The sequence below is a fragment of the Geminocystis herdmanii PCC 6308 genome, from assembly GCF_000332235.1.
Lineage (GTDB): Bacteria > Cyanobacteriota > Cyanobacteriia > Cyanobacteriales > Cyanobacteriaceae > Geminocystis > Geminocystis herdmanii.
On the sequence record NZ_CM001775.1, the window covers coordinates 4,162,944 to 4,187,491 of the forward strand.

Below are 24,548 nucleotides of genomic sequence, written 5' to 3' on the forward strand. Positions count from 1 at the left end.
CATAGTCTTAATATCTTTTTTCGATCGTATTTACCATTATTAAATAATGAAATATGGTGATATTTTTAACAGGAAGATTCAAAAAATATAATAAATTCTCTAGCTACTTCTATTTGAAATCTTGCATCTTCATCATCAATACCTGAATCGAAATTATAGTCACTACGAGTTCTTAAATCCTGAGCATCAATTAAAGCTCTATGAAACTGGCGAAGTTCACCACCATCTTTAGCAAAGTACCTACCAAAAGCACTAAGGTGGTTTCCAAGAAAGAATATACCAATCTTCTCAATGATTCCCCCTTTTTTAAGGGGGGTTAGGGGGATCGATCGGGTATAATTATTCTCAGAAATCACCTAATCACGGCAGAATGACTCGAAAAACTCAAGCCCTTGTCCAAAATAAAAGCCTCAGCAATATAAAACATTGCATAATAAGCACGAGATACGGCTAACTCAGGTAAAGCATTATCACGCAATAACTGCGCTCCCTGTAAACTACGATGTGCTTTTTCTAAAAGTAATCTTTGCTCGTTAATCATAAAATAATACCTTCCTGCCTGACATTAATCAGAAAAAGACTATTGTCATCTAAAAAAGATTCTTGAGAAATAAAAACACGAGAAATTACCGTGTCATATTCAAGGGATATATCGCTAATAAACTCACTGGTATTCCCCAATTCTTGGCGATAATTAAAAGCCCTCTTGAGAACTACTAAAATATCAATGTCAGAATATTTACACGCATCTCCCCTCGCTTGAGAGCCGTAAAGAATCAAACTCTCTAAGTCTTCTCCATAATGTTCAGAAAACCATTTTTTTACTTTAATAATAATTTTATCTAAATCGTAATGCTTCATAGTTTCACTATAACTTAATTCTAAATTATATTATTGAACCATGTTAATGATTAAAATTCGATCGCAATAATAACACTTCCACATTAAAAAATATCCACAAATGTCAATATTGTAAAACATAATTCCTCATTTCCAATTCCTCATTCCTCATTATTAATTGTCCATTGTGCAACTTCTTTGCTAATCTCTAAAAAGTACGCTAACTCGTTTACTTTAGAAGGATTAAGTAAAAATACTCATGGTACAACAACTAAATTTATTAAGTCAAGGTAATATTATTCCCACTGCACTGCATACAGAAATGGAACGATCGTACTTAGAATACGCCATGAGTGTTATAGTAGGACGAGCCTTGCCCGATGTGAGAGACGGCTTAAAACCAGTGCATAGGCGCATTTTGTATGCTATGTATGAATTAGGATTGAGTCCCGATCGACCCTTTAGAAAGTGTGCTAGGGTAGTAGGGGATGTGTTAGGAAAATATCACCCCCACGGAGATCAAGCGGTATATGATGCTATGGTACGCTTGGTACAAGAGTTTTCTAGTCGCTATCCCCTCTTGTCAGGACACGGAAACTTTGGTAGTGTGGACAATGATCCTGCCGCCGCCATGCGTTACACTGAAAGTCGCTTATCGGGCATTTCCTACGAAACCATGCTAGAGGATGTCAACGACTCCACCGTTGACTTTACAAGTAACTTTGACAACTCCAATCAAGAGCCAGTTGTTCTACCTGCAAAACTTCCTATACTTTTATTGAACGGATGCTCAGGAATTGCCGTAGGCATGGCAACTAATATTCCTCCTCACAACTTAAACGAAATTGTTGAAGCCTTGATTGCCTTAATCGATGATCCTGAGTTAAGTGACGAAAAACTGTTAAAATTAGTGCCGGGACCTGATTTTCCCACCGCAGGAGAAATTATTGACCAAAATGGCATAAAAGAGGCATATTTGACGGGAAAAGGGCTAATTCCTGTGCGTGGTGTCGCTACCATTGAGCAATTGAAGTCATCAAAGAAACGTAGTCGAGAGAAAACCGCTATCATCGTTACCGAGTTACCTTTTCAAGTCAACAAAGCCGCATGGATTGAAAAAGTTGCCGAATTAGTCAACGCTGGAAAAATTAACGATATTGCCGATATTCGAGACGAGAGCGATCGAGAAGGTATTAGGGTAGTGATAGAATTAAAAAAAGATGGTGAGCCTCAACATATTCTTAATCAACTCTATAAACAAACAGCTTTACAAACTAATTTTGGTGTAATAATGCTAGGTTTAGTTAATAATAAACCCTGTCAATTATCCTTGAAAGAAATGTTAAAGGAATTTTTGAGCTTTAGAGAAATTACCTTAACTAGACAATATCGTTATGAATTAACAGAAAAACGAGAGAAATTGCATTTATTAGAAGGTTTATTAATAGCTTTAAAACAAATGAAAAAAGTTATTGAAATTTTAAGCAATTCGGCAGATGGCACAACGGCAAAAAATACCCTTCAAGAAAGATTAAAAATCAGTGAATCTCAAGCTAATTCGATTTTATCCATGCCTTTAAGACGCATTACGGGGTTAGAAAAACAAAAAATTGAGGAGGAAGCCACCCAATTGCAAACTCGTATCACTCAACTAGAGGGGTTGTTGGGAGATAGAAAAGAGTTGTTAAAAGCCCTTAAAAAAGAATTGCGTAGCTTTAAGCGCAAATTTGGGGACGATCGACGGACTAAAATAACCAGTAAGATGGCTATTCCCGTGACATCGGAGAAAACCAAATCCTCGAAATCGAAATCTCCCCAAGAAGAATTACCCCTGTTGACGAATCAACCCTTAGTTAAGCAACCATTATCGGAAGATGCGATGGTACAAATTACGGCAAAAGGGAAGATTTATTGGCAGGAAAAAAGCCAGATTGATACGACACCGATGGTGAAAAAAACCACCGATTTAATCGTTTATCAAGAATTAATTGGCAAACAAGAGCAAATTATTGCTTTTTTTGACAGTGGTAAAGCCTATCCTCTCTCTACCTCCGAAATTCCTCTTTTTCCTACTAAACAAACCATCGAAAAACTGGTGTCTAATAGCGCCATGCAGGATAATCACCAACCCATTAACTATTTATGTCTTCACCCTGAGAAAAAATCTAGTTTGCTGTTATTAACCAAAGGAGGATTTTTAAAACGGATAAGTATGGAGGAGTTGGAGGGCATCGGCAACAGAGGTTTTCAACTGATTAAATTAAAACCCCAAGACAGCTTAAAATATATTTTGCCTGTCAATGACGGGGAGGAGTTGGCAGTGGCGACTAACGGGGGGCGACTGTTGCGTTATGGTATCACGGAAGAGAATATCTCGATTATGGGAAAATCCGCTCAAGGTAGTATCGGGATTAAACTTAAATATGGGGAAGAAATTATCGGTTGTTTAGCGGTTAATAATAATACTAATCTTGCCCTAATTTCTCAGTTAGGTTACGGTAAAATTCTCCCCATTAATACTATTCGTAAAGTCAATTTAGGGCAACTTGGCACTCAAGTTTTTCGTTTTAAAGATAAGCTCGATCGATTACAGTCTATTCTTTCTGTGGATTATAGTCAACATATTATCGCTAAAACTAATCTGGATGGGCGATATTTAATTGATGTTAATAAGTTAACTGCAAATGGAGAAAAATCGATCGTCAAATTGTCTTCCGAAGAATCTATAATTCTTTGTTTAAATTGCTTAGGACAGTTGACAAGTAATGGAGACTAAGGTAAAATAAGTAATTAATTGTTAATTGTTAATTGTCTATTGAACTCTACCTCTTGTTCCCCTTGGAGCTTGAGGTTGGGTTGCTTGATATTCATTCTAACTATTCGTCTGAGTCAAGCCTTTTCGTTGCGTAACCCTCTGAAGATTTACCTTATATCAATACATCTCCTCTTGGAGAATAGTGAAAAATTCGTTAACTTAGACGATCGATCATTAAAGAATTTTCTACTGCTAAAAACTAAACAAACTGCCTAAGTCCTAAATTCCTCATAATAAGAACGTTCAGTATTAACTTCCCATAAGTCGTGTTTTTCTCCAAGAATATTTTTAGCCGCTAATAATCCTGTTAACATAGAATGATCTTGATTATTATAACGGTGCATTCCATTTCTCCCAATAGTTTGTAAATTTTCAAAAGTACCTAAATAATCTTTAATAGTAGTTAAATATTGATAATAATTTTTGTCATAAACAGGATAGGCTTTTTTCTGACGTAATACTGTGCCTTCTTCAACTAATTTATATTTAGCTAATCCTAATCTTTCTAATTCTTGGGTTGCTAATTTAATCAATTCTGAATTAGATAAACTCCACAAATCATCACCTTCTGAACAAAAATATTCCATTCCTAAACAAGTTTTAGTTATATCAGGTACCATTTTTTGACTCCAATTTTTAAAATTTTGAATCCTACCGACTCTAAAATTTTGATCGTGAATATATATCCAATTATCGGGAAATAAATCTTCTGCATCAATAATTAAAGCAACTATTAAAAAATCTCTATATTTTAATTTATTTGCCACATTTAAAATATTATCTGGAGGTTTTGGCTCAATGATACTTAACAATTTTGTGACGGGCATACTCGAAACAAAATGCTTTCCTTCGATAATTTTTATTTTTCCTTTTTCTTCTACTTCTATAGATAATATTTTTGTACTTTTTCGATTAATTTTAATGATTTTACTGTTTAATTGTACCTTTGCTCCTTTATTTTCGATCGCATCAGCAAAGGCTTCCCACATCATACCCGGTCCAAGAATAGGATAATCAAATTGATTAATTAAACTTTTAGTATTACTTTTACCAAAAAAAATATTCATTATTGCCTCTTTTAAAGACAATCCTTTGATTCTTTGTTTTGCCCATTCCGCTTGAATTTGATTACAAGGAATTCCCCATACTTTTTCTGTATAAGTTTTAAAAAAAGTACGATATAATCTCTCACCAAAAGAAGTAATTACCCAATCTTCAAAGGTTTCAGCTTCTTTTTTATTATCAAAAAACAATAATTTAGTTTTGGCATAACTCCAGATAATTAAAACACTTTCAATAATACCTAAATTTGTTAAAGTACTTTTTAAAGATAAGGGATAATCAAAAAATTTTCCTCGATAATAAATGCGAGATAAACGAGGTACTTGAATAAAATTATCTCCTAAAACTTCTGTCCATAGTTGTTCTATTTCTATTACTTTAGTATAAAAACGATGACCACCAATATCAAAACGATAACCCTTATAAATTTCAGTTCGAGATATACCTCCTACTAAGTCTGCTTGTTCTAATACTAAAGGTTTATGATTGTTTTTTATTAATTCATAAGCACAAGTTAAACCTGCCGGACCAGCACCAATTATAATAATATTTTCAGGACTGATTGTCATTTATTTTTAATCAACATAATATTCTTTTATAGCAGTCCTAAATCATTTGTGGCATAGTTAAAAGTAATAAAAAATTTTCTATTATTAATAAACGAAAGAATAAATATACGATCGAGCAATGTGCCTTTGACATCGTTACTAAATTGTTAATAGTTATTCTGGCACAACTCAAATAGGATTGCTAATATCATAATATAAATTACTCCGTCAACCATAGAATAATTTATTGCCTTGATCAGTTTTCCAAAGAAAACAATCCTCTTGCCTTCTTTGTCAGTAATCACCTAATACATTTATCCGTTTAAAAGGGCATTATACCGAATTAAAGTCTTTTAAGTACTTAAGCAAAATTAATTGTATATAAACGATCAATTCAACTCTATTATTCTCAAAGAAATGAATAATTTAACTAAATTTATATCTACATTTAAGTCTGAAGGAAAACTGCCCAATTTTATCATTATTGGAGCAATGAAAAGTGGGACTACTAGCCTACATTATTACTTAAATTCTCATCCAGAAATATTCATGTCCAAAGAAAAAGAATTAAACTTTTTTATAAAATCTAATGAATTGCCTTTAGGCACTTGGGAAAAAGGTATAGATTGGTATAAATCTCAGTTTATGGGTAATGCTAAAATTTACGGTGAGGCTTCCCCTAACTATACACTATATCCTACCATAAAAGGTATTCCTCAAAGAATGCACTCTATTATTCCAAATGCTAAATTAATCTATATTGTTCGAGATCCCATTGAGAGAATTATCTCCCATTATGTTCATAGATATGCTGACGGAAAGGAAAATCGCACCTTAACAGAAGCATTGACAGATTTTGACAATAATTTCTATATTTGTCGTAGTCAGTATTACTTGCAAATAGAGCAATATTTACAGTACTATTCACCCAAAAATATTCTGGTTATCTCCACTGAAGAATTATCAAAAGTTCCCAAGAAAACTCTACAAACTATTTTCAATTTTTTAGGGGTATCCAACTATTCTGAAATAATTAAACATAAAAAAAAGTTACATAAGTCCATTTATAAACGCAGAAAAAACAAATTGGGTAACAAAATTTCTACTTTACCTATTTTTTCAAAAATAGATCATCTTCCCCAACCCTGGAGATACCATCTAAAGAAATTTATTTATTTTCCTTTTTCTACCCCTGTAAGTAAACCTATTTTAGATCAAGAATTACGTCTGAGATTAATTGAATATCTGAAAGAAGATGTTAATTATTTGCGTGAATATACACAAAAAGATTTTAAGAAATGGTGTCTTTAAAAGAAAAATTTTTAAATTTATCTAGTATTGTTATACTCAGAAAGGGCATAACTTGAGCGAGGTGAAGGTAGGCAACAGGCAAAAGTTTTCTTGTAACATCAAATTGTAGCCTTTGCGAGTATATTAATTCTTATTTTTATCCTTAAATCAATGAAAAAAGTTAAAAAAGAAGATTCATTTTTTGAAAAAATAATCAAATTAATTGATGCAATTCAAGTATATTTACCCTCGGCTTATGGAGGTTGGAAAAATAGACAATTTTGGACTGATATTCAAACCTATTGTTTATTTTTAGGTTATCCAAGAAGTGGGCACAGTCTTATGGGAGCATTATTAAATGCCCATCCAAATATTCTCATTGCCCATGAATTGGGTGCTTTAAAATATGCTGATTTAGGGTTTAAACGATGGCAAATTTATTATCTTTTGATGAAAAAAGCTGAATTATCAGCAGAAAAAGATCGTAAATTAGGAGGTTATAATTACTATGTACCCAATCAATGGCAAGGAAAATTTACTCAGATAAAAGTAATTGGTGATAAACAAGGAGAAGGTACAACCTTAAGACTTCATTCCAATTCAGGTCATCTTCAGCGTTTACATAATACAGTTAATGTCAACCTTAAATTTATTAATATTACCAGAAATCCCTATGATAATATTACAACGATGTCGAAAAAAACATCTAAATTAGATTATGATTTATTAAAAAGTATTCATCACTATTTCTTTTTGTGTGATACTATTTCCACTTTTAAAGAAACTCTTAAATCTGATGAAATATATGAGCTAAAACATGAATCATTTTTGCAAAATCCTCAGTTTTATCTTAATGAAATATGTCATTTTCTAGGTGTTGAAACAACAGAAGAGTATCTCAATGACTGTGCAAAAATTGTCTATTCTTCTCCTAATAAAAGTCGTCATACAGTTAACTGGACACCAGAATTAATTGCTCAAGTTCAAAGTAAAATTGATCAATATGAATTTTTATCAGGCTATACCTATGACACTTAAAACATGAAAAATACTTAAAAATGAGTATTAGAAAAAAAATAGTTGAAGGTTTATTTTGGTCAAGTATTCAAAATTGGGGAAGTCAAGCAGGATCATTTATTATATTCATAACTTTAGCTCGTTTACTAACTCCTTCGGCTCTTGGTTTAGTTGCTTTAGCTAATTTATTTATCAAATTTTTTCAGCTTGTTTTAGCCTTCGGTTTTATTCAAAAATTAATTCAAAAAGAGGATATTAATGATCTAGAAATTAATACCGTATTTTGGACTCAAATTTGTGTCGGATTTTTCTTAACTTTCTCTATTTTTGTCACTGCTGATTATATTGCCAACGGTTTTCAACAACCTTTATTAACTCCTATTTTACAAACCCTTTCTTTTTTATTTATCATTCGTGCTTTTAGTGAAACTCAAAGAGGTTTATTAGTCCGGGCATTTCGTTTTAAAGCTATTGCTATTCGCAGTCTATTCAGCATTATTATGTCGGGAATTGTGGGGATATTAATGGCAGTTAATAACTATGGAGTTTGGAGTTTAGTGGGGCAACAATTAACCTATGAAATTACGGGAGTTTTAGTGTTGTGGAAGGCTTCTGATTGGCGACCAAAATTACAATTTTCGGTGACAGATTTACGCAGTTTTTTTAGTTTTGGCATTAATATTCTCGGTTATCAATTAACTCAGTTTTTTAACCAACGTACTGACAGTTTATTAGTGGGATATTTTTTAGGAGAAGTGAGTTTAGGATATTATACGATCGCCCATCGAATTTTAGAAGTAATGAGTCAATTATTAATCGGAACATTAAATCAAATAGCTTTACCTTTATTTTCCCGTTTACAAAATGATGATCTGCGTTTTTTTGATGTCTATTATACGGCAACTCAATGGACTTGTTTGATTACTTTCCCGATGTTTTTAAGTGTGATTATTGTTAGCCCAGAATTGATTGTAACTGTATTTGGAGAAAAATGGCTCAATGTTGTTCCCATTCTGGAAATAATCAGTTTAGCGGGAATAATTAGGGGAATTACTTTCTTTCAAAGATCAGCTTTTGTGGCTTTAGGAAAACCCAATTTACAGTTTAAATTAGCATTAATTAATAGTATTTTAAATCTAATTTTTTGTTTAATCGCTATTCCTTGGGGCATAAGTACGATCGCCCTTGCTTATGTTCTCAGTGACTATGTAGCATTTCCTTTAGGGCAATGGATGTTAAGTAAATTAATTTCTCTATCATGGAAACATTATTTAAGCAATTTTTTAGCACCAATTAGCTGTACTTTCGGGATGATTTTAGTAATGATTTTAAGTAAGAATTTATTAACGATAAATCTTGAACCTTATTTAAGATTAATTATTATTTCGCTCATAGGTGGGGTGACTTATATTTTTAGTTTAATCATACTATTCCCTGTTATATTTCAGCAAATATGGAGTTTAATCAAATTAAATTAAATTGATTAATTTCTTTTACAGTAAAATTATTGATACAGATTTAAGTTTTAGATTACTAAGACTAAGGGCGATGCCAACGGCACGCTACGCGCACGCACTTTTAGAACCTATCATTAAACTACATGAAAATATTAATAACAGGAGCAACGGGATTTATTGGGAGTCATCTAACCAAAAATTTGATCAAACAAGGATATGATGTCAAAATTTTAGCTTCTTCGGCAGTGAGAGAATTAAATTATCAAATTATCATCCTCAAGTTTCTAACGAGAAAGCCATTAGAGAATTAGTTAACTGGTATCAAGAACAAAATTACGTTAAATCTTATTCATAGACAAAAAAATCACAAATATTAACAATATTTGCAAGATTATGGAATATCCTTTATTTTCTGTTATCATTCCCACTTATGCTCGTCCTCAAAAACTCTCTGAGTGTTTATCAGCTTTGTCAGAAATGGATTACCCTAATTTTGAAGTGGTGATTGTAGATGACGGTAGCCCCATGAGTTTAGATGAAATTATTATCATCTGGCAAAAAAAATTAACTATAAATCTAGTGAAACAAGAAAATAGAGGACCTTCTACCGCTCGAAATTCAGGGGTTAACTACGCTAAGGGAAAATTTTTAGCCTTTACCGATGATGATTGTATTCCCACCAAGGATTGGTTAAATCAATTTGCCCAACAATTAGACAAAACGCCCGATGCTTTAGTCGGTGGGTGTACGATTAATGGACTTGATCATAATATTTACGCTTCCACTAGTCAAATGTTAGTCGATTATCTTTATGATTACTACAATAAAGGAGATAACAAAAACCGTCAAACCAGTTTTTTTACTTCTAATAATTTCGCTGTTTCTAAAGAAATATTTATGCAGATAGGAGGATTTAGTCAACTCCTAACGACAGCTGAAGATCGGGAATTGTGCGATCGAGCCTTAACCTTAGGATATGAAATGATTTATCTTCCTTCGGCGGTGGTGTATCACTACCATGATTTAACCTTGATTCAATTTTGGCGACAACACTTTAACTACGGTAGAGGGGCAATTCACTTTAATTTAGTCAGAGCGGAAAGAAATGTAGGTAAAATTAAGGCTGAGGGATCATTTTTTTATCTTAATCTCTTTCTTTATCCCTTTAAACAAGGTTATTATTTTCGTTGTATTATAATTTCTGGATTATTAGTATTAACTCAAATTGCCCATACCGTTGGTTGCTTTCAGGAAAGAAGAAGAATTAATAAGTCTTTAAGTATAAAATTAGACCTATGATAATGAAAAATAATTAAACTAGGAAAAAAGAAAATAAATTATGACAGTAATAGAAAAATTATACTTAAAAAATTTGTACGAAATTGATGATCATTTGTGGCTAGAAAAAACCATTGATTTATTGAAAGAAAAAAAATTTAAGGAATTGGACTTAGAAAACTTAATTGAGGAGTTAGAAAGTTTGGCAAGACGAGATAAATTAGCGATAAAAAGCCTCTTAGAACAGATAATTAGACATTTACTCTTATTGCAATATTGGGAAGAAGAAAGAGAAAGAAATTATCGTCACTGGCGTTCAGAAGTTACCAGTTTTAGAGGTCAAATTAACCAAAGAATGACCACTAATTTTTATAACTATTTATCTGACAATATCCAAGAAACTTATAAATATGCTCGAAAATATGTAAAGGATAAATCAGGATTAGATATTTTTCCAGTGGATTGTCCGTATCATTTAGAACAATTATTAGACGAAGATTGGTTTCCGCAATTTTAATGATAATTTAGTCTTAGAGAATTTAGAGAAATTATGAGTAATCCCGTTATAGCTATTGGTTTAGACTCCGCCGATCCCATTTTATTGGAAAAATGGATGGCACAAGGACACTTACCCAACTTAGAGAAAATTCGATCGCAAGGTAGTTATGGTCGAATATACAATCCGGTTAACTACGCAGATCAAAAAACCAAAGAACAATTTACGTTTACCGAACCTCTCTGGGCTATCTTTACAACAGGTTGTTTGCCCAATAAAACAGGTTACTGGAGTCCAGTTAAATACTCCCCAGATAACTATAAAGTTGAGTACGATCGCATCAATGGAACTTATGACTACCAAGAATATAAACCTTTTTATAGCCTCTTAGAAAATCACCATATCACCATTTTTGATCTCCCTGTTACCGGTTTATGTAAAGAATTAAAGGGATTGCAGGTATTGGCTTGGGGGGGACATGATCCCTTTACTCCTCGTCATTCTCAACCCCCTGAACTGTTACCAGAGCTTAACGAGAAGTATGGAGAAGATAATATCTATGGAAATGATACTGGTGTTTGGTGGAATAAAAAATACTGTCAATGGTTGCCCCCGGCTTTAAAAAAAGCTATTTCCCAACGCTCGGCTATTTGTCAAGATTTGCTTACCCGTGAGCCATGGGATTTATTCATAACCGTAATTAGCGAAACCCATACTGCAGGACACGATTTGTATTATACCCAAGACAATCATCCCCTTTACTCCATTTTTTCAAAGAATGCCCACAACCAAGATTTAATGTTAGAGGTTTTTCAAAAAGCCGATCAAGCTATTGGAGAAATACTCTCCCAAGTTCCCGAAAATGCCTACATAATTATTTTTTCCCTTCATGGCATGGATGTTAATGTAACAGATTTATTCACCATGTTTTTTTTACCAGAGTTTTTATATCGTTTTAATTTTAATCAAAGTGCGATCGCCCATGGGGAAATCAAGACCACTCCTCCTGTAATGATTACCAATCCCCTAAGACATTCTTGGTTAGGAGAAATTTGGGTAAGAAATCATCCCCCCAACCTAATGCAAAAACTCTTTAAATCATTAACCCCTAGTCAGTTTCTCTATTCAGCTAAAAACGGTTTAGACTGCCCTTTCTCTTTACTAAAAGAAAAAGACGATTTAGTGTGGGCGCCTTCACGATGGTATCAACCCCTATGGCATCAGATGAAAGCCTTTGCTTTACCCGCTTTTAATGATGGACAAATTCGGCTTAACCTGAAAGGTAGAGAAAGTCAAGGAATAGTAGATGCTTCTGAGTATAATTCTGTTTGTGAGGAAATAACAACACAACTCTTACAATTAGTAGATGGCAGAACAGGAAAACCAATTGTGAAACGAGTGATTCGCACCCGAAAATCTCCTTTAATAGACGATTCTAAGCTCCCTGATGCCGATTTAATCGTGAAATGGGAAGAAAATCCTACAGATGTGGTGGATAGCCCTAAATATGGACGTATTGGCCCTGTTCCTTATTTTCGACCTGGAGGACATAGAGCGGGAGGTTTTTTAATGGCAAAAGGAGAAGGTATTATAGAAAATTCCAGTTTTGGTAGTGGAAATATTGTTGATCTTGCCCCGACAATTTTAAAATTAATGGATGTACCAATTCCTGAATATTTTGACGGAAAACCTTTGTTTTAATTTAATCAAACTTTTATGAGTAGAGAATTAACCACGAGATTTTTAGCAGAAAATGAATATGAAGCATGGACAAAATTTGTCTGTGAATCACCCACAGGAAGCGTCTATAGTTTACCCGAATATTTAGAAGTTTTATGTACAATAACAGGAGATAGTTTTAGAATTTTAGCAGTATTTCAAGGTAAGGAATTAGTTGGCGGTGTTGCCCTTTATGAAACTTGGTCAACTTTTTCTCTAGTTGCCGTTGCTTCTCCTCGTCCTCTTTTATCTTACCATAGCCCTGTTTTAAGAGTATATAACACTACTTATCCTAGCCAAATAAGAGCTAGATATGTCGCTATTTTACAGGCTTTAATTAATAAATTATCTGAGATTCCTTATGTTTATTTAAACCTGAGTATTTCTCATTTAATTAATGATATGAGGCCTTTTTTAAAAGTGGGATGGACAGTTTTTCCTAATTATAGTTATTTGGTGTCTCTTAAAGATACTCAACAAGTTTGGCAAAAAATGGAACAAAATCTTCGCCGTTTAGTTAATCGAGGAATTAAAAATAATTTAGTTTTTACTGATGATGATGATTTTGATAGTTTTTATAAATTGTATTCAGACACTTATCAACGGAAAGGACTTTCATTATATTTTTCAGAAAATAAGTATAGAAAATATTTTGAACTATTACGAGAAAAAAATCTTTGCAGACTCCATCAAGTACGTTTAGATAATGGTAGCTCGATCGGAGCATTTTTGATTTTAACAAGTTCTCATCCAGTTAGTAATACCGTTTTTGCAGGTAGTGATGTTAATTACTTAAATTTAGGAAGTGTGGCATTTTTAAGGTGGAAATCCTTTGAAAAATTAGCCGAATTGGGTTATGAAAGTAATGATTTAACAGGCGCTTCTTTGAACACAGTTAACAATTTTAAAAATCAACTAGGAGGGGAATTAATTCATAATTGGATAGCAGAAAAACCACCCCATTGGAGTTATCTTATTTACCGAAATATAAAAAGTTTTATTCTGTGAAATAAACATTTTATATTTTGAATAATTGCCTTAATTTTTAATAAATAAAAAACATGACAAAAATATCCGTAATTATTCCTACTTATAATCGTCTTGAAAGACTTAAAAACTGTTTAGAATCTTTCACAAAAATAAATTATGATAAAGACTTATTTGAAATCATTATTGTTGATGATGGTAGCTCTCAATCCCTAGATAATATTATCAAAAGTTTTGAAAAAATATTAAATTTAACTTATCTTAAACAAGAAAATACTGGTCCTGCTACTGCTAGAAATAATGGAGCGACAAAAGCGAAGGGTAAATATCTTGTTTTTACTGATGATGACTGTGAGCCTGATACGGAATGGTTAGGTCATTTTAACAAAATTTGGGAGATCAATCCTGATGCAGTTTTAGGAGGTAAAACCATTAATAAATTAACCAATAATATTTATTCTCAAGCTAGTCAATGTTTAGTAGATTATCTTTATAAATACTATAATTTTGATACTCAAAAAGCACAATTTTTTACTTCTAATAATTTTGCCCTTCCTAAACATATTTTTAAAGATTTAGGCGGATTTAATACTACTTTTCCTCTAGCGGCAGGAGAAGATCGAGAGTTATGTTATCGACTTTTTCAACAAGATTTTACCATGATTTATGTGGAAAAAGCTATTATTTATCATGCCCATTTATTAACTTTTAAGGGTTTTTGGCGACAACATTTTAATTATGGTCAAGGAGCAAAGTATTTTCACAGTATAAAAACTAAAAATATAAAAGTAGAACCCATAAAATTCTATTGGCAATTATTAACTTATCCCTTAGAATGGGATACAAATAATAATCAAAAATTATCGATTATTTTCTTATTTTTACTATCACAAATAGCTAATACTTTCGGATTTTTTTTAAGATAAATATTTTTTTATTAACTTGAGCGTAATTTAACATTAAATTTTGAGGAATTTTTTGTTTGAGCTATTAATAAATAAACTCCGGCTAAAATCCAAATTATAAACTGTATTTTATATTCATAAATAGGGGATAAATTAACTAATTTAGCAGGAATCCATAAAGTTATCCCGACTATTAATAACACTATAATATTTAATTTATGGGGATTTTTAAAAGTTAATTCTAATAATGCTAATAACAAAAAAACCATCATAACATTATCATAAATTAAATGATAAAAACAAACTCTACCCATAATAGATGCGATCGCAAATAAAGTTAATAAAGAATAATGACGGTACAAATAAAACACAGTTAAGCAAATAATTGTACCTACGATAGCTAAAATAATTGTGGCATTATTAGCAGATATTCCCCATGGTAAAAATAAATTAACAAAAGAATTACCTCTTGAAGAAAAGAAAGAAGATTGTCTAAAAATATCCGTAATTATTAACCATAAATTTGTATTAGTAATCTTAACAATAGAAAAAGTAGCAATAATAATATAAGCTGAAAAAACTACGATCGTTTTCCATCTTTTTTGCGTAACAGGAATGAAAAAATAAAAAGCAGAAATATTTGGTTTTAACATAGCTATTGCTAAAAATAACCCTGCCCAACTATTTTGATTTTTTTGAAGTAAAATATAAAAAATAATCAAAAAAGCATTAATAATTAAACCATATTGACCTACCCCCAATGTTGTACAATTAGCACTAATAGCTAAAACCGAAGCCACCCCAAATAAACCATAAGATTGATGATAATTTTTACCTAAATTATAAGCAAATAAACCTAAAATACTTAAAGAAATAAGATTAAGAAAAATATGATATACACGAGTTAAAGGATAAGAAATAGGCGGGAAAAATAAAAATCCACTAAAAAATGACCAAGGAAGATACCCCCCAGATTCGATCGCACCAATTTCTTCTATGACAAAATCGCTACCTTTTCGGGCAAAATAAGGGTAATATCCATGATAAATATACTGTTGTTCTTGCCAACGAGAATATAAATCAACTGCTCCTTGATTATAAGGTACTAAGAAACTAAAACCTTTAACAAGATAAGCAATACTTAATAATAATAAAAAAAGAGATAAAATATTCAATTTTTGTGTAAAACTGATTTTTTTAAGGAAATTAATTAACATTTTTGAATCTAAATAAAATTACCCCTAAGATAAAACCAAAACCACCATATAAATAATAAAGCCAATGCCAAACAATAGCATTTAATGTAAAAAATAAGTCTTTTTTTTCATAGAAAAAAGAGTAAAATTTTTGATTTATTATCAATAAACTAATTATTATGAAAAGAATAAACCAATAAAGAAAATCAAGCCAAAATGATAATATTATCAAGATTAAAAGACTATAAATGAGTAAGATACTTACTCTATTAGTCCAACTTAAATTAAGATCATTAACTATATTACCGTATTTTAATAGTAAAATAGTCCAAGGAATAGCCCGTTGAAAAATATCAGCTTTTAATAAAGAAATTATAGTCCATTTTTTAAGATGTTTAACCTGAATATCTTTAACTAAACTAACTTTATAACCAGTTTCTCTAAGTCGATAACCTAACTCAATATCTTCAACTGAAGGTAATTTATAATTATTATTAAAACCCCCTATTTTTTCAAAAATATCTCGTTTAATAATACCACAAGCTCCCCAAAAAGTGGAGGCTTCTTCTTGTCCTTGTTGATGGGTATAATGATGAAATAAATTTTTGTATTGGGATAAAAAATTACTAGCACCGGGTTGATCATCATAAGAACCAATTAAGGCAGTTATGTCAGGATTTTTTGCTAAAAATTGCTTAATTTTAGGAATAGTTTGTTCATTAATAGAAACATCAGCATCGAGGAAAAAAAGTATATCTCCCGTGGCAATTTTAGCACCTATATTTCTTGCTTCTGCTGGTCCTAAAGCTCGATCGTTTATAATTATTTTAGAGGTAAATTCTTGAGCTAATTTTCTTGAACCATCAGTATCTCCATCAGCTACTATAATAATCTCAGTATCTGGAGGTGCAAATTTTTGGACACTTAATAAACATTGATAAAATGCTTCGCCACCGTTATAGACAGGAATTACTATCGATAATTTTTGTGCTGTTTGCAAGTTTAAAGATTTTTTAATTTCTTCCATATCGATCGAGCTTAATGGTATGATTTTAATTCTAATTTTAATACCATTTAATCATTAAGTGTGAAAATGACTAATCTCGATCGATACTTACAAAATCTTCACTATAAAGCTCCATCTGAATTACGACTATTATTAGGAAAATATAAAATACAAAATAGACTTAATAACATATACTTTTCCTCAGATAAATTTAAAGATGATAATGATAAAAGTCTTAAAGTTAATCTATTTCAAGAAGAAAAAAGTCAGTTGATTACGGGGTGTGAAAAATTAGATTTAGAAACAAAAATAAGAATAAGTTTTTATACGATTAGGACTCTTAATTTTTACAAAAAAATAAACAAAGTTTTAATTTTATCAGCTAAGGAAAATATAGAAAAATGGTATTTCTTATTAGAGTCATTATTAAGAGATTTACAAGAGGATGTTGTTAAAAAAGAAAAAGAAAGAAAAAAAACAAAGACAAATGAATTAGTTAGTCGTCTAAAAACTAAAAAAGACATAGAGACATTTATTAATTCTCACGATGAGAATAGATATATTGCTATTGTTCAAGATTCTTTATTCTTAAGTCTTTTTGAGGATAATATTAATCAAGAATGTGATTTATTAATTTTAGAAAATTTTGATAAACATACTCAGTATAAAAAGAAAAAAGATGAACATAAAATTTTTGAAGATATATTGTCTAAGTTTAAATGTTATCTAACATTTTCTGATAAATATGAAGAACTAAAAAAATCATTATCTGTTATTTCTAATCACTCTTTTATTAAAAACAAAATTAATTATTTCATTTTAATTAGTCATTCTTTTACTACCAGAAAAATTTATGTTGAAAATGCGGTTAAAAACTCTGATGAATTAATGTCATTTTGTAAAGATTTTTTGGAGACAAATTATAAAGGAATATTTAAAGTAGATATTGATAAAAATCAAAAGTCAGCAGAAATTATTTTATCAGCAGAAAAAGTAAATAGTATTAGAAAAGAAATTAACGATTTAGCAAAAGATAATAATTTTTATCAATTTTTTATACATGAGAAGAATTTATGTTATTTTAGCCCCTTTCAATTATCTTCAGAAAAATCATCTTTAATCGACTTAAATCATCCTCTTTTAGAATGGATTAAAAATAGTCCATATTTTTCAAAAGAATCTTATCCTTTGTCAGTCTGTACATTAAAATATGATTCAGATTTAACAGGATTAAATAATGATTTAAAACAAAAAATTAAACAAGGATTATACTTTTACTTAATAGGTTATTGTCAGTATGAAAACTTATACAATGATAACATTTTAATTTATCAAATAAAGAATATTGGTGAGACAACATCAGAAAATTTTACTTGTCAAGAATCAGAAATTTTTATCAATTACGCATTTTATCATATTGGCGAACCTTTAGCTAATGCAGAAAATCGAGATGAAAGTAAACTAGAAATTATTGAAAAAGAAAAAGATTATTTAGCCAACATGATTTTTAAAGAATGGGAATCAAGAGAAAAATTCTTAAATCCTCATAATCATTCAAAATTACAATATTTATCACAAGAGGGAGAAAAAAGACAAAAGGGGAACAAAACAGGTATAATTGAAGATTACAAGGAAAAAAAACAAAGCCTCGATAGAGAAAAACAACAGACTCAAAAACCTGAGTTTATTGCATTTGGGCTAATTGTTGTTGAATAAATGTACATTATGTAAACACAACAGAAGTTATTAATTTTGAATTATGGTTAAAAGTGCGCAAAATGAACAAAAACTAGAGTTAAATCTCGGTATTGATTTTGGTACAAGCTGGACAAAAGTTTGTTTATGGGGTAGTGATGTAGGTAGTGTTCCTATTGTAATTGATTTGGGTGAAAAAAAAGACCCTAATATGGGAATGTTTCCCGATGGGGTTGGCATATTACCAGATTTCAAGCAAGTGACTAGATCACTGAAAATGCAGTTAAATAGTTTGAGTTATCTTGAAGTCAAAAAAATACTAAAGTAATACCGAGTGATGACCAAAAAAGTTTTTCTCCTGAAAAAGTCAGAGAAATAGAAAATCTCTGTGCTTATTTTCTTAGTCAAGTAATTTCTACGGTAAAAAAATCTTTTGAAGATAGTAAAAATGGAAAAGAGAGATTAAAAAATAAAATACCTGAATGGAGTGCTAATTTAGGTGTACCTGTTAAATATGCGGATTCTCCAGTATTGGCTTATTTTCATAGAGTTTTACATTTAGCATTATTTTTAAGTAATCAGAAAACTGATAAGTTAACTTATGGTGAACTTAAAAAGATTTTACAAGAACCTAGATCGAATTATATACAACAGTTTAATTTAGAGGATCATTTAGAAAACTTAGATTTAAAAACTCTGCAAGATTTTGTTTCAAGGTTAAGAGATGAAGAAAAAAATACTGTTTTATCTGAATTAGAAGCTATTATCCGCCCCTTAGATAAAGTAGATGGCACATATTTTATATTTGATATAGGCGGTGGTACAGTTGACGGAAGTTGTTACAGTCTTAGCCAAAAAGAAGGACGATCTTGTTACTATGCTTCACTAGAAGAAATTGGTATCAATACTCTACCTCTATCTGAAAAGAAAGTATTTAAGGAAGCACCAGAAACTTTACAACATATTGAGAATTTATCTAGTACATTACCTATAGCACAACGATCGTGGACACCTTTTAAATCTGGAGATTACCGTTCCAATAAGTATAATATATCAAAAGAAACGGTTGAAGAAAAATTAAAGTCGAATATGGGGAAAGAAAAACCATACCTAGAGATGATTCTGTTTCAACAAAAAATTCATCAGCAAGTAGGAGATGTGGTTATTTCTACCAAAAATCGTAATAAGGATAAAAATCGCCAAGATATTACTAAATTAAATCAATTATCTTTCGTTTTAGTAGGAGGGGGAGCAAGATCGCATTTTTACAGGGATACCATTATGGCGACTAGGCAATGTTTTAAACAAGAAATGGCATCGATTCCTCCATATAAAATCGGTGCTTTTGAAAATCCCAGAAAAAAAGATAAGGAAAAAGGTTTAGATATGAATGGTATTCCAGATGATTATTTCGATCGATATTTAGTGGCTTTTGGATTATCTATTCCGGGTAAAGCAAGTGTAAATAAAGTCCAAGATTCTCTTCCCGAAGGTTTTACTGTTGAAGAAAAATCAAATAATCAACATAATTGGGATGATAACCAAGATGATTGGCGTGATACTGCAAACATTGGTACTGGACGTTTATCGTAAATTAATTTAACTTATCATAGATAGGCATTTCTACTGCTATTTATTAACACCTATTTACCAGAGTTCGATCGCCAAGGTGTGATCGAACTGTTAAAATTTATGAAGGAGAATTAGAAGCATTAATGACATCCTCAAGGGGTAACTCCAGACGGGTAGCAATTTCTTCGACATTCATGCCTAATTGCCTTAAAAGAGGTACTGTTTTTAGCTTTCCTTCTTTTTCACCTTCTAATTTACCTTGTTGTTCAACTTCAGCCATTTTATCACGGTAGATTTGTCTTAAACTCATAATAAGTGTTTCATCCTCCTTGATTAATCCTTGTTTTTGTCTTTGTTTGGTTTCTAATTTGTCTAATAATCCATAGACTAATTCTAATATAGTCTCTCGATGAGGATTATGGAGAGGTAATGTTTTTAATTCTTCGATAGCTTCCACTTGGGTTTTTCCTTTACCTAATATTCTCAACCATAAAGTATTTTTAGAAATTGGTAATTGATGAATTGCAATGATACCAGTGCATAATGTTGGTGGTAAAAAATAAACTCCTTTTTCCCAATTTTCTCTGGTGTTAGCATTAAAACCTGTTAAGATTTTGTCGGAAATGGTAGGGGTGATAATCCATAAAAATACAGATGTTTCTTGATTTTTTGGCTCTTTTTTCGCTGATTTAAGCAAATTATTTCGTACTGTTATCAGTTTACCGATACAATCCATAATTTGATCGTTGTTTACTGCATTACGAAAAATTTCTAATAAGCAGGTAGTTTGAGCAAGTTTACCTAATAATCCGAGGGTTTCTGGGGTGGTGGGTACAGGTTTTGTGGGAGTAAATAAGACATCGATTTCTCTTTTTTCGCTCATCACATCCGCCGAAGGCGTTACTATACCATAATCTTGGTATAATTCGGGAAGATATTCTTTGATAAATTCATCGTGGGGAAATTGGGACATGATCACTATGAAACTAAGTTGTCTTATTTTATCCTATGATAGTCTCAATTTTCTAGGGGTTATCAATGCTTAACTTAATTCTGCTACGGTAACTTTATCTAAAAGGGTATCATTAGTTAATAAATCTTCTACGGTGATTTTCAACGATCGATCCTCGTCCACCATAAATAATACCTTAATTCGATCGACTCCGGGAGTACCTAGGGGATTTAATTGGGCGATGGTTTTTCCTCCTTTGTTATCGTTAAGAGGTTGTACGGTTTTCTCCCCCGATGTTAAATTACGGGTTATGAGTCTATCGCCATCGAAATACACTTCAGTACTGGTGTTCGACTCTCCCAACTCTCCGATAATTAATTCAATACTGGGTTGATTTTCTACGGATGCGCCCAAAGTCAATTCTACGGGGTTACTCATGGGGTAAGGTTGCCCACTGGGGATAATGGTATGCCAATCATGGCGTTTTTGACGGCGATTCCAGTAGCGAATACCGTAGCTATGGTAAAGAAAATCTTTGACTTGCAACCCTTGTTCTAATTTTAATGCACCCAGCGCAATAGCGGAAAAAGGTCGATCGTTCTTAATTTTTTCAGGAGGGAAATATTTTGTTAACCAATTCTGCACGGCAGGAATTTGCCCACTGCCCCCCACTAACAAAACTCCATCGATATTAATGATGTCTATACCGTTTCTTTTTCCCTGTTGTAAGACGTTTTCCATTAATTGGTTTAATTTGTCAAAAAATTGGTTTTCGGTCAATATTTGCTCAAATTTTGCCCTGTCTAGCCGTAAATCATAAGTCTCAAGGGTTCGATCGTTGAAAAACACTTCCTGCGCTGATAATTCAGAGGATAATTTGATTTTCAGTCTTTCCGCTAGTCGAGTGGTAAGGGAAGATTTGACGATGCCTTGATTAGTGTGAAAGTAGTCGAGTATCCAGTTATCTAAATCACTACCCCCTAACTGCATTCCCGCTTTTGCCATGACTTTTGCCAGTTTCTTTTTTTGTGCGGAATTTTCCCCTAGTAATTTCTCACCCCATTTTAAGATAAAACCTTGAGGTTGAAGGCTTTTGCCCCAGTCTAATTCTACCAAAGAAAGATCGATCGTGCCTCCCCCAAAATCCACTACCAGAAGACAATCATCCTTTTCTGTACCATAACCTAAAGCCGCCGCCGTTGGCTCATCTAATATCCTGACTTGATTAATATTCCACTGCGCACAAACTCCCGTCAACCAATGACGATAACTCTCAAAACTATCCACTGGCACAGTGATAATCAAACTCTCAGGAGTTTCCCCTAATTGTGTTAAAATAGCTTCAAAAAACCATTGTCCAATGTCTTCAAAGGTGATATTCTGATCGTCAACTAAAGGTAAAAATCCCTGTACATCCGTACCGATACCCCGTTTAAAGTTACAAAAATAACGAGGATTATTTGTTACATCTAAACCTTTGTCTCTCACTTTTTGCCCAATAGTAAAGTCTTTTTCTTGAGCATTATTTACATATAACAAAGAAGGTATCAAAGGAGGATTAGTTTGAGTAATACTAGGGAGTTTAATTATTTCTCCCTCTCCCGTAGCAGGATTAACTCGACTAATAACAGTATTACTTGTACCAAAATCAATTGCGATCGTCATTTACTGTATAGTTAATAATTCAGAAGTGAAAATATCTATTAGACTTTTTCAAAAAATATTTTTAATTTATTCTTAGTAAGGGTTTTAACCCTTCGTTTATTAATTTAGGTTGATGTCTAATGGTTCTCAGTTTAACATAGAAAAGTCTCATTGATAATTTGGTTAAAAACTTTGATATTATTTTGATAGTTAGATACGATCGAGATTAAGTAGTTTATTTTATCAACATTGCTTTTTTGCGGTAAATTATAGTTAAATATCCCCCTAAATAATAAACCATATTTTTTATTGCGATTATTTCTAGCTTCCACATCATTGATATGGAGAATCAAATTACTTTTAGGCAATTTATAACCAAAAGTAACCTGACATTTCTTTGGTTGTTGTCCGCAAATATCCCAACTATTAGCATTATTTAATAAGGTTTCCTTAATAAATTTTGAGGCAGTTTCTATACCTTTAGGAAAAGAGATAAAACGTCTTAAAAATATTTGAAATTTTTGATATTTATATTGATTAAAATTACTCAAAAATTGTATAATAACTTCTGAAAAATACTGAATATTAGTATTAATTTTAGAGAAAAAAGAAATTTTACCGATAGTAATATTAATAGTAATTCCTACATCAAAAATGAGTTGTAATAGGTGATTATTTTTAACAACTGGCTTATTTAATTGCCAATGTAAAGGAATTATTTTGGCTTGTCTTAATTTTTCGAGGTTAAATTGCAAAGGATGTATTTGAGGACAAGGCAATACTATCATTATATCTTGATAGTCACAAATTTTTAAAGGCTTTTGAGGTTTAAAGTTTTTTGGGAAAGGTATTTTCATCTTTCGTTAAGTATTGTAAAGTTAAGGTAGCAAGTATTTTATTTAATTGTAGGTAATTTTTATATGGCACTCTCTGTTGGTACTAAAGCACCAGTATTCACAACTAAAGATGATCAAGGTAATACAGTATCCTTATCAGATTTTGCAGGTAAAGTGGTAGTTTTATATTTTTATCCTAAAGATGATACCCCCGGTTGCACCAAAGAAGCACAAAGTTTCCGTGACAACTATCAAGAATATCAGGATAAGGATATAGTGGTTTTAGGGGTAAGCAATGATGATGAGGCTTCCCATAAAATGTTTAAGGAAAAATATGGTTTACCTTTCCAACTTTTAGCGGATACTGACAGAAGTATCTCTAAAGCCTACGATGTTGATGGTGGTGGTTATCCGAAACGAGTAACTTATATCATTAATGGTGAAGGAAATATTGCTCATGTGGATAGTCAGGTTAATACTTCCACCCATGCACAAGATATTTTAACCTCTATCTAACAATTAACAACAAAGCCATTAGCAATTAACAATTATATTTTTAGGTTAATATGTTAGGGTATTAGGGTGTATTATATTTTTTTTTCTAATATTTCTAATAATTGATTAATTCGATTAATTAATAAAAACCTCCGCATTTGATACTATTTTTTAGTTTTAACCTATCCATCTAGCGACTAACTTTGATGGTGGCGTAAATTAAGAAAATAATGCCAATGTTAATACAAACATCGGCGATATTAAACACTGGAAAATTGATCAGACGAAAATCCAGAAAATCCACCACATAACCAAAAAGAAATCGATCGATCCCATTACCAAAAGCCCCTGCTAAGATAAAACCATAGGCTAACTGCTCAGTTTTAGAAAATTTTTCTACCCATGCCCAAATCATTAAAGCAATACTTACTAATAACGACAGCCATCGCAACCAACTTGCACCACCTTGAAAAAAACTAAATGCTGCACCTGTATTTTGAACATAAGTGAGATGAAAAACTCCTTGCCATAACGGTATAGTATCCCCTATATTTTCAAAATTGAGCAGAATTAAATATTTTGTAATCTGATCTAAAACTAGGGCAATAATTGCCACTATCCAAAAATAAGGGTTTTTTTTCATAATTTTTTATTTACCACACTTCATTATCTCGATCGATTTTTTTGAAAAAATATATTATTATATAGTTATAAAGTTTTGAGATTAACCATGAAAAA

24 protein-coding genes are annotated in these 24,548 nt (G+C 31.6%); 14 read left to right on the forward strand and 10 right to left on the reverse strand.

The window, feature by feature from the left end:
* Positions 1-65 precede the first annotated feature (65 nt).
* Genes SYN6308_RS23125 through SYN6308_RS20725 form a run of 3 tightly spaced genes read right to left on the reverse strand, consistent with a single transcriptional unit; the run spans position 66 to position 861 of the window.
* Positions 66-356 carry a hypothetical protein gene (locus SYN6308_RS23125; protein ID WP_052312621.1) on the reverse strand — a complete coding sequence of 97 codons (291 nt, stop codon included), beginning with the start codon at positions 354-356 and terminating at the stop codon, positions 66-68.
* A complete protein-coding gene (locus tag SYN6308_RS23130; RefSeq protein ID WP_040467477.1) occupies positions 353-541 on the reverse strand; it encodes a HEPN domain-containing protein in 189 nt (62 codons plus the stop codon). The genes SYN6308_RS23125 and SYN6308_RS23130 overlap by 4 nt, the downstream gene beginning before the upstream one ends.
* Complete coding sequence (locus SYN6308_RS20725) at positions 538-861, reverse strand: nucleotidyltransferase domain-containing protein (protein WP_017296384.1); 324 nt, start codon at positions 859-861, stop codon at positions 538-540. Before SYN6308_RS20725 ends, SYN6308_RS23130 begins: the two co-directional genes overlap by 4 nt.
* A gap of 238 nt (positions 862-1,099) precedes the next feature.
* Here SYN6308_RS20725 and SYN6308_RS20730 point away from each other — a divergent pair, with 238 nt between their 5' ends.
* Positions 1,100-3,616, forward strand: coding sequence for a DNA gyrase/topoisomerase IV subunit A (locus SYN6308_RS20730; RefSeq protein ID WP_017296385.1), 2,517 nt, complete (start codon positions 1,100-1,102; stop codon positions 3,614-3,616).
* Positions 3,617-3,867: 251 nt separating this feature from the next.
* Here the strand turns inward: SYN6308_RS20730 and SYN6308_RS20735 are convergent, their stop codons facing one another.
* Entirely contained in the window at positions 3,868-5,286 is a 1,419-nt protein-coding gene (locus SYN6308_RS20735) for an NAD(P)/FAD-dependent oxidoreductase (RefSeq protein WP_017296386.1), read from the reverse strand.
* 396 nt (positions 5,287-5,682) lie between these two features.
* On the opposite strand from SYN6308_RS20735, the gene SYN6308_RS20740 reads away from it, so the two are divergent.
* The 9 genes from SYN6308_RS20740 to SYN6308_RS20780 all read left to right on the forward strand — a co-directional run bounded on the left by SYN6308_RS20740 (position 5,683) and on the right by SYN6308_RS20780 (position 14,435).
* Entirely contained in the window at positions 5,683-6,576 is an 894-nt protein-coding gene (locus SYN6308_RS20740; protein WP_017296387.1) for a sulfotransferase family protein, read from the forward strand.
* 150 nt (positions 6,577-6,726) lie between these two features.
* Complete coding sequence (locus SYN6308_RS20745) at positions 6,727-7,593, forward strand: sulfotransferase (protein ID WP_017296388.1); 867 nt, start codon at positions 6,727-6,729, stop codon at positions 7,591-7,593.
* Positions 7,594-7,613: 20 nt separating this feature from the next.
* A complete protein-coding gene (locus SYN6308_RS20750) occupies positions 7,614-9,050 on the forward strand; it encodes a lipopolysaccharide biosynthesis protein (RefSeq protein ID WP_017296389.1) in 1,437 nt (478 codons plus the stop codon).
* A gap of 122 nt (positions 9,051-9,172) precedes the next feature.
* The gene (locus SYN6308_RS25880; RefSeq protein ID WP_017296390.1) at positions 9,173-9,340 is read left to right on the forward strand and encodes an NAD-dependent epimerase/dehydratase family protein; all 168 of its coding nucleotides are present in this window, start codon (positions 9,173-9,175) and stop codon (positions 9,338-9,340) included.
* 82 nt (positions 9,341-9,422) lie between these two features.
* Positions 9,423-10,328, forward strand: coding sequence for a glycosyltransferase (locus SYN6308_RS20760; RefSeq protein ID WP_017296391.1), 906 nt, complete (start codon positions 9,423-9,425; stop codon positions 10,326-10,328).
* 40 nt (positions 10,329-10,368) lie between these two features.
* Positions 10,369-10,824 carry a DUF29 domain-containing protein gene (locus SYN6308_RS20765; RefSeq protein ID WP_017296392.1) on the forward strand — a complete coding sequence of 152 codons (456 nt, stop codon included), beginning with the start codon at positions 10,369-10,371 and terminating at the stop codon, positions 10,822-10,824.
* Between the two features lie 33 nt (positions 10,825-10,857).
* On the forward strand, positions 10,858-12,504 hold the full coding sequence (locus SYN6308_RS20770) for an alkaline phosphatase family protein (RefSeq protein ID WP_017296393.1): 1,647 nt from the start codon (positions 10,858-10,860) through the stop codon (positions 12,502-12,504).
* Between the two features lie 15 nt (positions 12,505-12,519).
* A complete protein-coding gene (locus tag SYN6308_RS20775) occupies positions 12,520-13,530 on the forward strand; it encodes a GNAT family N-acetyltransferase (RefSeq protein ID WP_017296394.1) in 1,011 nt (336 codons plus the stop codon).
* A 53-nt stretch (positions 13,531-13,583) separates the two neighbouring features.
* Positions 13,584-14,435: a glycosyltransferase family 2 protein gene (locus SYN6308_RS20780; protein WP_017296395.1), complete on the forward strand. Its 852-nt coding sequence runs from the start codon at positions 13,584-13,586 to the stop codon at positions 14,433-14,435.
* A gap of 11 nt (positions 14,436-14,446) precedes the next feature.
* Here the strand turns inward: SYN6308_RS20780 and SYN6308_RS23135 are convergent, their stop codons facing one another.
* Positions 14,447-15,589: a glycosyltransferase 87 family protein gene (locus tag SYN6308_RS23135; protein WP_158412774.1), complete on the reverse strand. Its 1,143-nt coding sequence runs from the start codon at positions 15,587-15,589 to the stop codon at positions 14,447-14,449.
* Between the two features lie 31 nt (positions 15,590-15,620).
* Entirely contained in the window at positions 15,621-16,637 is a 1,017-nt protein-coding gene (locus SYN6308_RS20790) for a glycosyltransferase family 2 protein (RefSeq protein ID WP_017296397.1), read from the reverse strand.
* Between the two features lie 60 nt (positions 16,638-16,697).
* Here SYN6308_RS20790 and SYN6308_RS20795 point away from each other — a divergent pair, with 60 nt between their 5' ends.
* From SYN6308_RS20795 to SYN6308_RS20805, 3 genes are all read left to right on the forward strand, one after another.
* Positions 16,698-18,332, forward strand: coding sequence for a hypothetical protein (locus SYN6308_RS20795; protein WP_144051483.1), 1,635 nt, complete (start codon positions 16,698-16,700; stop codon positions 18,330-18,332).
* A 43-nt stretch (positions 18,333-18,375) separates the two neighbouring features.
* Positions 18,376-18,639: a hypothetical protein gene (locus tag SYN6308_RS20800; protein ID WP_017296399.1), complete on the forward strand. Its 264-nt coding sequence runs from the start codon at positions 18,376-18,378 to the stop codon at positions 18,637-18,639.
* A gap of 203 nt (positions 18,640-18,842) precedes the next feature.
* The gene (locus SYN6308_RS20805; RefSeq protein WP_017296400.1) at positions 18,843-19,904 is read left to right on the forward strand and encodes a hypothetical protein; all 1,062 of its coding nucleotides are present in this window, start codon (positions 18,843-18,845) and stop codon (positions 19,902-19,904) included.
* A 97-nt stretch (positions 19,905-20,001) separates the two neighbouring features.
* Here SYN6308_RS20805 and SYN6308_RS20810 read toward each other — a convergent pair whose 3' ends face one another.
* The 3 genes from SYN6308_RS20810 to SYN6308_RS20820 form a co-directional block, all read right to left on the reverse strand.
* Complete coding sequence (locus SYN6308_RS20810) at positions 20,002-20,856, reverse strand: hypothetical protein (protein WP_017296401.1); 855 nt, start codon at positions 20,854-20,856, stop codon at positions 20,002-20,004.
* Between the two features lie 69 nt (positions 20,857-20,925).
* Positions 20,926-22,500: an Hsp70 family protein gene (locus SYN6308_RS20815; protein ID WP_017296402.1), complete on the reverse strand. Its 1,575-nt coding sequence runs from the start codon at positions 22,498-22,500 to the stop codon at positions 20,926-20,928.
* A 131-nt stretch (positions 22,501-22,631) separates the two neighbouring features.
* Positions 22,632-23,336 (reverse strand): hypothetical protein, encoded by a 705-nt coding sequence (locus SYN6308_RS20820; RefSeq protein WP_017296403.1) that lies wholly within the window; start codon positions 23,334-23,336, stop codon positions 22,632-22,634.
* Positions 23,337-23,399: 63 nt separating this feature from the next.
* Here SYN6308_RS20820 and SYN6308_RS20825 point away from each other — a divergent pair, with 63 nt between their 5' ends.
* Positions 23,400-23,831, forward strand: coding sequence for a peroxiredoxin (locus tag SYN6308_RS20825; protein ID WP_017296404.1), 432 nt, complete (start codon positions 23,400-23,402; stop codon positions 23,829-23,831).
* Positions 23,832-24,000: 169 nt separating this feature from the next.
* Here the strand turns inward: SYN6308_RS20825 and lspA are convergent, their stop codons facing one another.
* A complete protein-coding gene (gene lspA / locus SYN6308_RS20830; protein ID WP_017296405.1) occupies positions 24,001-24,453 on the reverse strand; it encodes a signal peptidase II in 453 nt (150 codons plus the stop codon).
* Between the last annotated feature and the right edge of the window lie 95 nt (positions 24,454-24,548).

Excerpts from the sequence above, each read along its gene's own strand:
- SYN6308_RS23130 (WP_040467477.1), bottom strand. The coding sequence starts at position 541 with ATGATTAACGAGCAAAGATTACTTTTAGAAAAAGCACATCGTAGTTTA.
- SYN6308_RS20725 (WP_017296384.1), bottom strand. The coding sequence starts at position 861 with ATGAAGCATTACGATTTAGATAAAATTATTATTAAAGTAAAAAAATGG.
- SYN6308_RS20730 (WP_017296385.1), top strand. The coding sequence starts at position 1,100 with ATGGTACAACAACTAAATTTATTAAGTCAAGGTAATATTATTCCCACT.
- SYN6308_RS20735 (WP_017296386.1), bottom strand. The coding sequence starts at position 5,286 with ATGACAATCAGTCCTGAAAATATTATTATAATTGGTGCTGGTCCGGCA.
- SYN6308_RS20740 (WP_017296387.1), top strand. The coding sequence starts at position 5,683 with ATGAATAATTTAACTAAATTTATATCTACATTTAAGTCTGAAGGAAAA.
- SYN6308_RS20745 (WP_017296388.1), top strand. The coding sequence starts at position 6,727 with ATGAAAAAAGTTAAAAAAGAAGATTCATTTTTTGAAAAAATAATCAAA.
- SYN6308_RS20750 (WP_017296389.1), top strand. The coding sequence starts at position 7,614 with ATGAGTATTAGAAAAAAAATAGTTGAAGGTTTATTTTGGTCAAGTATT.
- SYN6308_RS25880 (WP_017296390.1), top strand. The coding sequence starts at position 9,173 with ATGAAAATATTAATAACAGGAGCAACGGGATTTATTGGGAGTCATCTA.
- SYN6308_RS20760 (WP_017296391.1), top strand. The coding sequence starts at position 9,423 with ATGGAATATCCTTTATTTTCTGTTATCATTCCCACTTATGCTCGTCCT.
- SYN6308_RS20765 (WP_017296392.1), top strand. The coding sequence starts at position 10,369 with ATGACAGTAATAGAAAAATTATACTTAAAAAATTTGTACGAAATTGAT.
- SYN6308_RS20770 (WP_017296393.1), top strand. The coding sequence starts at position 10,858 with ATGAGTAATCCCGTTATAGCTATTGGTTTAGACTCCGCCGATCCCATT.
- SYN6308_RS20775 (WP_017296394.1), top strand. The coding sequence starts at position 12,520 with ATGAGTAGAGAATTAACCACGAGATTTTTAGCAGAAAATGAATATGAA.
- SYN6308_RS20780 (WP_017296395.1), top strand. The coding sequence starts at position 13,584 with ATGACAAAAATATCCGTAATTATTCCTACTTATAATCGTCTTGAAAGA.
- SYN6308_RS20790 (WP_017296397.1), bottom strand. The coding sequence starts at position 16,637 with ATGGAAGAAATTAAAAAATCTTTAAACTTGCAAACAGCACAAAAATTA.
- SYN6308_RS20800 (WP_017296399.1), top strand. The coding sequence starts at position 18,376 with ATGGTTAAAAGTGCGCAAAATGAACAAAAACTAGAGTTAAATCTCGGT.
- SYN6308_RS20810 (WP_017296401.1), bottom strand. The coding sequence starts at position 20,856 with ATGTCCCAATTTCCCCACGATGAATTTATCAAAGAATATCTTCCCGAA.
- SYN6308_RS20815 (WP_017296402.1), bottom strand. The coding sequence starts at position 22,500 with ATGACGATCGCAATTGATTTTGGTACAAGTAATACTGTTATTAGTCGA.
- SYN6308_RS20820 (WP_017296403.1), bottom strand. The coding sequence starts at position 23,336 with ATGAAAATACCTTTCCCAAAAAACTTTAAACCTCAAAAGCCTTTAAAA.
- SYN6308_RS20825 (WP_017296404.1), top strand. The coding sequence starts at position 23,400 with ATGGCACTCTCTGTTGGTACTAAAGCACCAGTATTCACAACTAAAGAT.
- lspA (WP_017296405.1), bottom strand. The coding sequence starts at position 24,453 with ATGAAAAAAAACCCTTATTTTTGGATAGTGGCAATTATTGCCCTAGTT.